At 36.9% G+C, this 13,126-nt stretch carries 7 protein-coding genes; 6 read left to right on the top strand and 1 reads right to left on the bottom strand.

From position 1 onward, the window contains the following. Positions 1 to 21 precede the first annotated feature (21 nt). The 5 genes from CALHY_RS05800 to CALHY_RS05820 all read left to right on the top strand — a co-directional run bounded on the left by CALHY_RS05800 (position 22) and on the right by CALHY_RS05820 (position 11,298). On the top strand, positions 22 to 3,264 hold the full coding sequence (locus CALHY_RS05800; RefSeq protein WP_013403049.1) for a DUF499 domain-containing protein: 3,243 nt from the start codon (positions 22 to 24) through the stop codon (positions 3,262 to 3,264). Then, entirely contained in the window at positions 3,257 to 3,859 is a 603-nt protein-coding gene (locus CALHY_RS05805; protein ID WP_013403050.1) for a DUF3780 domain-containing protein, read from the top strand. Before CALHY_RS05800 ends, CALHY_RS05805 begins: the two co-directional genes overlap by 8 nt. 40 nt (positions 3,860 to 3,899) lie before the next feature. Next, positions 3,900 to 6,803, top strand: coding sequence for an anti-phage-associated DUF1156 domain-containing protein (locus CALHY_RS05810; RefSeq protein ID WP_013403051.1), 2,904 nt, complete (start codon positions 3,900 to 3,902; stop codon positions 6,801 to 6,803). Between the two features lie 77 nt (positions 6,804 to 6,880). Continuing rightward, on the top strand, positions 6,881 to 9,550 hold the full coding sequence (locus CALHY_RS05815) for a phospholipase D-like domain-containing anti-phage protein (RefSeq protein WP_013403052.1): 2,670 nt from the start codon (positions 6,881 to 6,883) through the stop codon (positions 9,548 to 9,550). Next, positions 9,550 to 11,298, top strand: a complete 1,749-nt coding sequence (locus CALHY_RS05820; protein ID WP_013403053.1) for a DUF262 domain-containing protein — start codon at positions 9,550 to 9,552, stop codon at positions 11,296 to 11,298. The genes CALHY_RS05815 and CALHY_RS05820 overlap by 1 nt, the downstream gene beginning before the upstream one ends. Before the next feature lie 63 nt (positions 11,299 to 11,361). On the opposite strand, the gene CALHY_RS05825 is transcribed toward CALHY_RS05820, so the two are convergent. Further along, positions 11,362 to 12,684, bottom strand: a complete 1,323-nt coding sequence (locus CALHY_RS05825) for an ATP-binding protein (protein WP_013403054.1) — start codon at positions 12,682 to 12,684, stop codon at positions 11,362 to 11,364. A 215-nt stretch (positions 12,685 to 12,899) separates the two neighbouring features. Between CALHY_RS05825 and CALHY_RS13670 the strand changes: the two genes are divergently transcribed. Beyond that, positions 12,900 to 13,073 (top strand): low molecular weight phosphatase family protein, encoded by a 174-nt coding sequence (locus CALHY_RS13670; RefSeq protein WP_158304230.1) that lies wholly within the window; start codon positions 12,900 to 12,902, stop codon positions 13,071 to 13,073. Positions 13,074 to 13,126 lie beyond the last annotated feature (53 nt).

Below are 13,126 nucleotides of genomic sequence, written 5' to 3' on the forward strand. Positions count from 1 at the left end.
ATTCACTGGAGGTAAACACTCATGAAAACTCTTTTCGAGCTTTGTAAACCCAGGGATGATGTGTTCACAACAAGAAGCTCAGAAGATGTTCAGGAAATCTCAGACCTTCTTTCTGACAAAATCAAGCCGGAAAAGTTTTTTGAACAAACATACATAACAAACGGTATGAGAAGATTATTTGATGTTGCATTCAAAAGATTTAGTGGAATTGATGATGAACAAGGTGTAATTGTTCTGCGACAGGCAATGGGTGGTGGCAAGACCCATAACATGATTGCTTTGGGGCTTTTGGCAAAGTATCCGGAAATCAGAAAAAAGATTTTAGGTGATGATTATCCATATATGTACACAGGTAGAATAAGACTTGCAGTATTTACTGGAAGATGGACAAATTCAATCCCATGGGTAGAAATAGCGAACCAGCTTGGCAAGCAAGAGGTTTTGAACAAGTCCCTTCAAAATCATATGTTTGCACCTGGCGATAGAGAGTGGACAGAGCTATTAGCAGGGGACCCGCTTTTGATACTGCTTGATGAGCTTCCGCTATATCTTGAGTATGTCCAGAGTATTCCAGTTGGTGAGAGTAACTTTGGAAAGGTTGTTTCAATTGGGCTTTCGAATCTTTTCAATGCAATCCAGAAAAAAGAGCTTTCAAACGTAATGGTGGTTGTGGCAGACCTTCAAGCAGCGTATGAGCAAGGAGGGAAACTTTTACAAAGTGCTTTAGCAACAGAGCTTGACAAAGAAGCAACCCGTGTTGCCTCTTCTATCCAGCCGGTTGATATGGTCACAAATGATGTATACTGTATTTTGAGAAAAAGATTTTTCAAAGAGTATCCTCAAGACCCTGAAAATGACCCAGATGTAGAAGAGATTGCAAAAGCCTACAAAGAGGTTATTGAAGAAGGTAATAGAAAAGGACAGACTACAGTTGAGCCAGAGCGAATTTACACTGAGATTAAGAGAACATATCCGTTTCATCCTGCAATAATGGAGCTTGTTAGCAGATTCAGGGAAAATGTCAATTTCCAGCAAACACGAGGACTTATTCGTCTTATGAGGCACTACATAAGATATCTTTACAGTGAAGATGGGAAACTTGCAAAGCAGAAGTATTTAATTGAACCATACGACTTTGACCTGAGCGATTACAACACGCGCGAAGAGATTATAAATATAAAGCAGAGTTTAGAAAATGCCATTATGCACGATGTTTATTCAACAGCTCATATTACAACTGCAAAGGCTATTGACCAAAAGTACAATACTAACTTAGCAAGTGAAGTTGCAAAATTGATTTTGCTGTCTTCGCTGTCTGAAATTACAAAATCTCCATTAGGTCTTACAACAAGTGAGCTTTTTGCATATATGAGCTCTCCAAACAAAGATTTAAGCAGTCTTGCGAACATAATTGAAGAATTTAAGCAAAATTCATTACATACAAGAATTGATGCAAATGACAGAATATATATTACACCAATGGAAAATGTAGTTGCGCGCATGAGAAAATTCAAAAGTATGTATACATTAGATGAAGCGGAGGCAGTGTTAGAGAGGCTTCTTTATGAATATTTTTCACCAAGGAATCTAAACTGCTATCAGAAGGTGTACCAAAAGATTGTCGCTTTGCCAAATGACATATCAAAAATCAATGTGGATATGAACAATGTAACGCTAATTATTTCAAAGCCTTATGACTCAAAAGGGTCTCTTAACCCAGCACTGATTGGTTTTTGGCAAAATCAAACTTACAAAAATAGACTTCTCTTTTTAACAGGTTCTACTACCATGTATAATACGCTTTTAGAGAAAATAAGAGAGTATATGTGTTGGGAAAACGTGCTAAATGAGCTCAGAAAAGAGGGTGTTCCAGAGACTGACACAGAATATCAACGAGCAGAAAATGAACAGAGCAAGATGAAAACTGCAGTTTTAGAAGTCTTGAGAGAGACTTTTAACAAGATTTACTATCCACAGAGGCCATATACTAAACAGAACGCTGAACTTATTTCTGAAGATTTAAAATATCTGCCAGCGAGTGAAAATAGTGATTCTCAAGGTTCAAAAGGGATAGACAGAGTTAGAGCTCTTCTTGGCAACAACCGAGATGGAGAGATTGTCATTCAAAAAGTGTTGCTTAACAAAAAGTATATAGAAGTAAATGACATTGATGAATTTCGCGAAAAGGTAGAGAATTTGCTCTTCACAAGAGAGTCAATGTCTTGGTCCGAGATTGTTGAAAGAGCAGCGCGAGATGCAAGGTGGTTTTGGCATCCACCAGAGGCCCTGGAGAATTTAAAGCGCGAGATGCTTTCAAAAGGTTTGTGGAAAGAAAGTGGAGGGATTGTTTTAAGAGGTGAGGCAGCAAAGGACAAAACAACAGTAAAAGTTCAGTTTGTATCCCCTGACTTTGACACAGGCGAGGTAGTTTTAAAGCTCATACCAATGTTTGGTGATGTTGTACATTATGAAGAGGGTGATAAGGAGGTATCAGAGAACTCACCGGTTGTGCCAAATATTAATGAGTTCAGGACAAAAGCAGTAAAGCTCAGTTTCCTTTGCATTGATTCAACAGGGTATCATCCAAAAGGTGATGTTGTAAAATATGAATGTGAAATTTTACTTGATGACAATATAAGATTTTGCGACCAAGAAGGCAGAGCTCACATAAAAATAAGAACAGCTCCGCAGGCAACTGTAAAGTATACAACAGATGGTTCAAACCCGCGCTATAATGGCAAAGTTGCCGAAAATGGTGATATTACAATTCCAGATAATACAAGGGTAATTAATGTGGTTGCAGAAAAAGATGGTGTTTTTTCAGAGATAAAAAATATTCCTGTGAGAAGAGATGTTACAGGAAACATAGTAATTAAGCAAATAGAACTTGATTATACAAAACCGGTTAAATTAAAACTTTCAGGTAGCAAGAAAATTCTGATTTTTAGTATAGAAGAACTTCAAAGAGAAATTGAACTATTGAAAAATTACAAAGGAAAGTTTGTTGCCTATTCTCTTGATATTTATAGAGATGATGATAACTATATTGTCCTGACATGTAAAAAGCCACAAGGGGTAGAACCAAGCGAGATTTTTACACATATTGAAAAGGTCAAAACCGACTTCTACAATGATGGGATTCAAAACGTGAGAGCTGTTATTACAGAACTGTTATTTGAAGATGCAAAAGACTTTGAAGAATGGATAAAGCAAAAAGGCAAGACGCTTCATGACTTCAAGGAGGCAATAACACAGAATGAGTAAATCTAAAAAGAAAGACGCTGCAGCCTCAATTGGCTTTGGATATGTACCATCTGAGACGCAGCACCATTTTATGGTGGTAATTCCTCAAGGGAAGAACGAAACAGTAAAGGTGTATGAAAGATTTATATGGCAAGAGGGGAAGGAAGTACAAGATATTGATGAGAACAGTCCTCTTCACAACCAGCTCAAAGTAGTTGTTCCTAAATGGTTGTGGCAGAGAGTTGCACCATATGTTGCACAGGAGTTCAATTTTCGGCTTGAAAAGGAGGGTTTTAAGAAATCTAAGTGGAAAGTTGGGCAAAATCCCGTTCACAGACTTTTGGGGAAAGAACTTGTGGTTTTGCTCTGGGCACTGGAAGATTGCACTGATGATTCGCAGGTGCCTGTTGCAATTGTCAACTGGCAGGGCTTGCGACCAGAAGAGAGATGGTGGTTGTATGGTGTTACGAATGCTGCAACAGGCAGGGTAAATGACAGAAAAGGTTGGAGAATGGCACTAAAATATGCTTTGCTTGATAATCCAGTAAGTCAAAAACAAATTAAACAGCTTGACTTTGAAAGCATCAAAGAACAAAAAGTTATATATGAAGAGTAATACTGACAGAAATTCTTGACCTAAAAGGAGATGGAAGAAGATGGAGAAATCTTTTATAGAGGTTCAATTCCCAGTTTCAAAACTTTCAAAGGAGGCATTTAAAGAGCGAAAAGCAGGTGCAGGACAGACATTAACAGGACTTGGCAAATGGTGGGGCAGAAAACCTCTTGTGCTTGTGCGTGCACTACTTTTGGGACTTCTTTTGCCTGCAACAGACGATCCAAAAAAAGATATGAAGATTTTTCTCAAGCTTATGGCTATGGACGAAGAAGGCTTAAAGCTGAGAAGAAAAAGCATCATATCAGCAAGAGATCTTTTTGAATTTGCAACAGAGGAGGAAAAGACAAGATATTTCGATGTTACAGATGATGGAAAGATAAGTTACAAAAAAAATTTAAAAAAAGCTGAAAGGGAAGAAATTCAAGAAAAAATATTTAAAAGGATGCCGTATGAACAAAAGCTAAAATATTGCAAGCGACCTGAAGAAATAGAAAATCTACCCAAGAGTGCTTGGGATGAGATAAATGAACATCTCGGAACAAATGCATATTCGTATTCATCTCTTATTGAAGAGCTTGGCAAAAAAAGATTTGGACAGATTCCAACAGTTGGAGATTGTTTTTGCGGTGGAGGGAGTATTCCATTTGAAGCAGCAAGGCTTGGGTTTGGTGTTTTTGCGTCAGACCTAAATCCAATTGCAATGCTTCTTACGTGGGCAGCTTTGAATCTTTTGAGCCTGCCCGAAGATGCGATTGAAAAGCTAAAAGATTTTCAAAAAAGAATATTTGAGCAGGCAGACAAGATTGTAACTCAGTGGCAGATTGAGCACAACTCAAAAGGGCATAGAGCAAATGCATATTTATACTGCGTTGAGACAATTTGTCCTGAATGTGGTTTCAAAGTACCTCTACTACCTTCTTTGGTAATTGGCAAAAATTCTAAAACTATTGCAGTGTTGCACGAAAACCCGGTTAAAAAAGGATTTGATATAGAAATCAAAATGAATGTCAGCCAATCAGAGCTCGAACAAGCAGCTAAAAACGGAACTGTAAAGGATGGTTATCTAATTTGTCCACATTGTAAAATGGAAACAAGTATTTCGTCAATTAGGGGAGATAAGGTTGATGAGAGTGGCAAAACAATTTGGGGGCTAAGGCGCTGGGAAAAACATGAATTTATACCAAGAGAAGATGATGTTTTTCAAGAAAGATTGTATTGCATAAGATATGAGGATGAAAAAGGGCACAGATATTACAAAGCTCCAGATGATGAGGATTTGGAAAGGGAAAAGAAAGTTATAGATCTTTTGAAAGAAAGATTCGATGAGTGGCAGCAAAAAGGATATATTCCAAGCGATATGATTGAAGAAGGAGAAAAAACAAACGAACCTGTACGAACACGCGGTTGGGCATATTGGCATCAGCTTTTTAATCCACGACAGTTACTTTTACATGGACTTTTGATGGAGCTGATTGATAAAGAGGCAAGGACAAAAGAGGAGAAAATTGTGGGGCTACTAGGGGTTAATAGGTGCTGTAATTGGAATTCAAAATTATCCCATTGGGAAAATAAATACGTTGAAAACGGTCGGCAAACTTTTTACAATCAAGCTTTAAATAGTTTCTACTTATATGCTACTAGACCTCTACATTCTTTGAAAGAAATGATCTTAATAGAAATATCATCTTTTTTGCAATTAAATAATCATAATATGGTTGATGTTTTTCTTTCAGACGCCCGCGATATAAATCAATCCTGCCACATTTGGATAACAGACCCCCCATATGCCGATGCAATAAACTACCATGAGCTATCAGAGTTCTTCTTAGCATGGGATAAGAAGTTTTTGAAAGAAGTTTTTCCAGATTGGTATACAGACAGCAAAAGGGCATTGGCAGTTCGGGGCGACCGCGAACTGTTTAAAGCAGCTTTTACAGAGATTCTTAAAAACATAGTTTCTAATATGCCTGAAAATGGCTATTTTGTCCTCATGTTTACACACCAAGACTCCCAAGTTTTTGCAGACCTTACAGAGATTTTGCTTAACTCAGGGCTTTTGTCTGTCAATGCATGGAGCATTGCAACAGAGACAGAGGACAATATGTCAGAGGGCAATTTTGTCCAGTCAACTGTGTGTGTTGTTTTAAAGAAGATTGATAGAACTCAACTTGAGCCTGTATTTATTGAAGAGCTGTATCCTTTTGGCAAAGAAGAGGTAGAAAGACAGATAAAGCTCATGTATGAGCTTGACAAAGATGAAGCAGAGCCTAATTTTAGTCCAACAGATTTGGAGTTGTCAGGCTACTATGCAGCACTGCGTGTTTTGACATCCTGCAATCTTAAAGCTACAAATCAAAAGATTAAAGAGTTTTTGGATTCCATGCGCGAATATGCAAGCAGCTACATAGTACCAGAAGGTTTGAAATACCTTGGGTTTGATCAAGATACCATTTATGAAATTTGGCGCAAGATGGAAAGCTATGAGAAGTTTTATATAAGGGGCATCGAATTTGAAACAAGGGGCGAAAAAAGAATAGGTGCATATCAAGATGCTGCAAGGAGTCTTGGTGTTGCTGATTATGATGAACTTTTTGCAGTCAAAAAATCAAATTCGGCAAGACTGAGGACAGCAAGTGAGCTTGGGCAGGAACTTCTTGATACCAAACATGCGTTTAGTACAACAATCTTGCGCTTGTGTCTTTTAGCGATAAATAGCGCAATAAAAAAAGACCAGGAAATAAATGACACTGCCGAGGCGGTTGCACTTTCACATGAGATGTTAAAGACCAAACTTGGCACAAAGTACTGGAACAACAAAAGCAAGATAGAGATAATATTCAGATACCTTGCAAGGCTTGAGAAAATTGATGGCATGGAACACTGGCAAAACGACTCAAAAATAGCTTCATATCTTGCTGAGCGTGTGGCAAACGATAGACTGTAAAATTTAAAGCGAGAAGGAGGTGCAAAAAAGGCAGTATCCTGCAAAAAAGGATGCAGGGTATTGCCTTTTTGTAAAATATGCTTGAAAGATATTCGTCACGTCTTACTGACCTTGCAGAGGGATTTTTAAACAAACACCTGAAAAATGCTAAAAGCTATGATAGACTTGCTGGGTACTTTAGCTCATCTATCTTAGAGATAGCAGGTGAAGCAATTGAGAGTATAGAAGGAGTTGCAAGGGTTGTTTGCAACTCTGAGGTTGAGAGCAAGGACGTTTTGGTGGCAAAACTTGCAAAACAAAAGCTTGTCAGGGAATGGTTCAAATCAAAACCTGAGCTTAAGGCTGAACAGTTTCCAGAGAGGTTTAAAAAACTCTATGAACTTCTGAAAAGCGGTAAACTTCAGGTAAGAGTTGTACCAAATGATGTGTATGGACTTGTACATGGCAAAGCCGGTGTCATAACTCTATCAGATGGTAGAAAGATTGCATTTGTTGGAAGTGTCAATGAAACCCTACCTGCCTGGAAAGGCAACTACGAGATACTTTGGGCAGATGACAGTATTGAGAGCGTGGAATGGGTGCAAAATGAGTTTGACTTTTTCTGGAATAATCCTTATGCTTGTGAGCTTTGTGATTTGATAATTGAAAATATAGGAAGATTGGCAGAAAGAAATATAGTTAGCATTGAGGAGTGGAAAAAAGAGCCTGATCCTGCATCTCCTGTGATAGAAGCACCTGTTTACCGGGAAGGTTTTGGGCTTTGGAATCACCAAAAGTATTTTGTAAAAATGGTGTTTGAAGAGCACTGCAAAGATGGAGCAAGATACATTCTTGCAGATGAGGTTGGACTTGGTAAAACTGCCCAGCTTGGTATGATTGCTCAGCTAACTGCGCTCTATGGAAACAAACCTGTTTTGATAATTGTTCCAAAGACACTTTTATGGCAGTGGCAGGATGAGCTCAAAACAATGTTTGATATACCTTCTGCTGTGTGGGATGGGAAAAGATGGATAGTTGAAACAGGGCAAGAGTACAGGCCACAGGCAAATGGCATACCCCCAATCTTACAGTGTCCAAGACGAATAGGAATAATTTCCCAAGGCTTGATTACCTCTAATTCGGATATTGTAAAGCCTCTTTTGGACCTTGAGTATGAATGTGTAATTGTTGATGAGGCACACAGGGCAAGGCGCCAAAATTTAAATAAGCCTGGTGAAAAGCCAGAGCCTAACAACCTTATGAAGTTTTTACTTGAGCTTTCGCAAAAGACAAAGACAATGATTTTAGCAACTGCAACTCCAATTCAGCTACATCCCATTGAGGGTTGGGACCTTCTGTATATACTTGCACAGGGCTCACAAAAGGTTTTAGGCGATGCGTTTAGCCTGTGGCAACTAAGACCTTTAGAAGGAATTGATTATGTGAGGGGAGAAAAAGAAATTTCAAGTAAGGCTTATTACTGGAGCTGGATAAGAAATCCTCTGCCTCCCTCAAGTGAAAATCCATTTACAATTGGGAAACTCAGAAGATCACTTGGTATGGGTGATGATGAGTATGTTTCATATGATGATTATGATGCACTTTTGCCATCCCAGCAGGATATCGTAGATGAGCTTATAGAAGAAAACTTCATGGAAAAGTATAATCCTTTTATCAGGCATATTGTCAAGAGAAAAAGAAGTACACTTGAAAATACAGTTGATCCAGAAACAGGTGAGCCATATCTTAAGAAGATTGATGTTGTCCTTTTTGGTGAAGGTGATGATGAAGGTCTTGTACTTTCTGCACCACTCAAAAAAGCTTATGAGTATGCTGAAGAATTTACAAATTTACTGAGGCAGAAAACAGGCGCGAAAGGGTTTTATAAGACACTACTTTTGCGAAGGATGGGCTCTTCTATGCAAGCAGGCTTGAACACTGCAAAAGCAATTTATGAAAAGAGAGCAATTGTTAAAGACGACTTTTCTGAAGAGGATGAAGACGATGAAATGCCTGATAGAATTAGTATCACAGGCAGGGACGAGCTTTTCTGTTTGGAAGAAATAATAGATCTTCTTGAATATAACAAAGACAATGACCCAAAGCTAAACAAAATTTTGCATATCTTAAACGACATGGGGTGGCTTGAAAGAGGCTGCATAATCTTTTCTGAGTACTTTGACACAGCATGGACCATTGCACAAAAGTTGTCTTCAGCTATGCCAGACAAGAACATAGCAATTTATGCGGGTGGTGATAAATCTGGCATAATCAAGAATGGAGTTTATTCAAAGGTAGAACGGGATGAGATAAAAGAGCTTGTGTTAGACGGTAAAATTAAACTTATGATTGGAACAGATGCCGCTGCAGAAGGTTTGAACTTGCAAACGCTTGGTGCTCTTATAAACGTTGACCTTCCATGGAATCCAATCAGGTTAGAGCAGCGCCAGGGAAGAATAAGAAGAATAGGTCAGCAATTTGATAAGGTTTATGTGTATAACTTAAGATACAAAGATTCTATTGAAGATAGAATTCATGCGGTTCTGTCTGGCAGAATAAAACTCACCTATGATATGATTGGATCACTTCCAGAGATTATAAAGGATGAGTGGATGGAGATAGTCAAAACGGTTGAGATACTAAATTCCGAACATCCATTTGATATAAAATATAAGGAACATGTCGAAAAAGTCGACTGGGAAAGCTGCAAAAAGGTTTTGGATAATGAACAAAGAAAAGAGTGGCTGATGAGGGGGTGGAGTAATTGATGAATCTCCAGCAAGGCCAAATGAACTTATTGGACTTAGTTAGAAAGGCTTATAATGGTGAATGTATGCTCCCCGATTTTCAAAGAAATTTTGTTTGGACAAGATATGACATTGAAGAGCTTATAAAATCACTTCTTCAGGGTATGTTTATAGGAACTTTTTTGATTTTAGAAACGAATCCACAAAGTGTTCCTTTTAAGGTGATTTTTGTGGAAGGAGCAGAAAAGGTGAATCCCCAAATTTGTGAACAACCTAAGATATTAATTTTGGATGGACAACAAAGACTTACATCTTTGTTTTACGCTATATATAGTCCTGATATTCCTCTACGCAATTCTGAAAATCCCTATGCATTTTTTATTGATTTAGAAAAACTTGCTGAAGATAACATTGAGGACGCGGTATTCAGCTGGTCAAAAAAATGGAGAGAGTTCAAGGAGATTATTGATGAAAACGGAGACTATAATCTTGAAGTTTTAAAAGAGAAGAAAATATTGCCATTGACAGTGTTTAAAGATATTCCTGAGTTCTATAAATTATGGTTTGGAGAGTATAAATTATTATTTGAAGACAAGGAAGCGAATAAAATATTTGCTTATATTGATAACATGATAAAATATAACATTTTTACTCTATCGCTTGGTCTATCATATAATGACAAACCTGATGAAATTGCTGCACTGTTTGAAAAAATCAATAGAAGTGGTGTAAAACTTTCCATTTATGATCTTCTTGTAGCAAGATTTTACAAGTTCATAAGACTTCGAGAAAAGTGGGAAGAAGTATTTGAAAATAGTGTTAATATTAAAAAACTTGCAGGAAGAATAGATAACACTACAGTTCCATATTCATTTATTCAAGCTCTTGCATTAGCGGCCGACAAAAACATCAGTTCACGAGAAATGCTTAGGATAGATAATAACATTCTTTCAGACCAGAGTTGGACCAGAGTGGTTGATATTGCAGAAAATAAGGTATTGCCGTATTTGCTCCAGGTAAATAACTTTGGAATAGTAGATTTTGAAAAGTGGTTGCCATATTATCCTATTGTTACAATGATGATTGCATTCTTCTTAAAATTTGATCATCCTGACACAGATAAAATTGAAAAATGGTACTGGAGTGCAGTCTTTTCAGAACGATATTCAGGTTCTACCGAAACCGCTATGGCAAAAGACTTCAAAGAAGTATGTGCTTGGTTTAACAATAATAACTTAATACCTGAGGTTGTGGAAAAGTTAAGAAATCAATTAGAGAGTAATGTATATACTTTGAAAGAGGTAAGGAGAAAGGGAAGTTCAAAATATATCGGAATTTTCAATCTTTTATTTAAAAACGGAGCAAAGGATTTTTATTATCCTGAGAACATTGCATTTAACCAGCTTGATGACCATCATATTTTTCCAGTGAGCTTTTTGAAAGCCAAAGGTGTGGAGGTTGATGTTGACTCAATTATGAACAGGACATTGATTTTTGAAAATACTAACAGAAGCATATCTCGTCACAGTCCAGGTGATTACATAAGAAAGATGATTGAAATTCAAAAATCAAAAGGCCTATCAGAACAAGAAGCAGAGCACAAGGTAAAAGAGATATTAAAGGACCATTTCATAGATGAAGAAATGTATTTATTGTTAAAAAACACTACTAATAATCTGACACCTTCGGAGATTAAAGAGAACTTTGAAAGATTTATAAATAAACGAGAAAAGTTAATTTTGAATGAGATAAAAAGGCTAATAAGGTAAATATAAATGTTATACAAAACAAAAAAGTACAAAACAAAAAAGGGCTAAAGCATTTTTGCTGCCTTAGCCCTTTTTCATTTTAACCTGCGTCTCATACCAGTCAACAAACTGCTTAGCTGTTCTTGCTGAGCGGCCGTTGTAGTTCATCTCCCACTGCAGAGCAAGCCTGTGAAGCTTTTCTGTAATTTCAATTCCCTTTTTCTTTGCAATTTCATCAACAATTGCAAGGTATTCCTGCTGGGTTGGGGATGGGTATGTGACCACTATTCCAAACCTGTCAGCAAGAGAAAGTTTTTCTTCTAAAGTGTCGTTAAAGTGCACTTCATCATCAGAAAGACCATTTCTGTCGCTAAACCTTTCTTTTACGAAGTGTCTTCTGTTTGAGGTTGCATATATAACAACATTTTGAGGCATTGCCTCTAAAGACCCTTCTAAAATGGCTTTTAGTTTGGTATAATTTTCCTCAATGTCTTCAAAAGACAAATCATCTACAAAGATTATGAATTTAAGCGGGACATCTCTTAAGATTCTAATTAGCCTCGGAAAAGTGTAAAGCTGGTCTTTAAACACTTCAACAACTCTCAAACCCTTGTGAGAAAACTCGTTCAAAATTGCTTTTACAGTTGATGACTTTCCAGTTCCTCTGCTGCCATAAAGCAGGATGTTGTTGACTCTTTGACCATTTAAAAACGCTAAAGTGTTTTCAACAACAATCTTTTTCTGCCTGTCAATATTTACAAGGCTATCTAATCTTATTGGGTCTAAGTTCTCAATGCCAATTAGCTTCTCGCCATCCCATGAAAAACCTTTGTATTTTGCAAAGATTCCAAAGCCATTTTGCCTGTGGAATTCTACAAGCTCCTCAATTAAACTGCTCCAGGGAGTTATATTCAAAAATTTTTCAATGATGGTTTTTGTAGAGTTATCAATGGTGTTGTGCAACATGGTATTTGTGCCTTTGAGCTCTAAAAAACTTTCAGCTAAAAAGTTTGGCAAGGTAGCAGATTCTTTTAAATAATCTTTTATCTCTTTTGCAGAAAAATTTGATATAAACTCAAGGCAGTCTAAATCATAAGCTGTAGCTTTTTTAAGACTCTCATTTATTGCTATATTGTTAACACTTTTTGCTGCTAATTTTGTAAAAGTATTTTCGCTAAAGAGAATTTTCTCAATAATGTATTCCTTTAAACTACAGCCTTTCCCAGCTTCTAAAAGATTGTAATAAACTGTGCTATAAAGATTTACAATTCTTGCAAAATCCTGACTTCCATCGTCAATGTAGCAGATAAGATTGTACAGCTTTTCAAGAACGCTATCATGAATAAGGTTTCGATAAACTTTTAGGTTTTCAAAACACAGTCTGTAGAGCTTTATTTTCTCATTCATCGCTGGTATATCTCCTTTGTGCCGAAATTAAATCTTTTGTAATAGAAAGTTTGAATCAACGATATCCTTTGTCTCTACATTTATTTTAGAACAAGCTAATGTCTTTTGAAAAGTTTTCTTCTATATAAATTCAAAATTTGATTGACAAATTTAAGACAATCTTGATACTATATGATTAAATTCAAATATACTCATACAAAGGCAGATTGAAAGATATGAAGCTTGATGAAATTTTCAAAGGGTTGAGTGACCCTGCAGGAAAACCTATTGAAGAGTTTAGAAAAATCAGGGATGAGATAGAAAAGAAGATTTTGGAATTGCTTGAGAGGGTTAAAAAGGAATATTACTTGCTTTGTCCTTCAGTTCAAACTTGTTCTTGTGAAATATAGCGTTGTATTTGAGACGTTTTCTAAGATAGTATAAATATTTTCAAAGTATTGAT

It is taken from the genome of Caldicellulosiruptor hydrothermalis 108 (assembly GCF_000166355.1).
Lineage (GTDB): Bacteria > Bacillota > Thermoanaerobacteria > Caldicellulosiruptorales > Caldicellulosiruptoraceae > Caldicellulosiruptor > Caldicellulosiruptor hydrothermalis.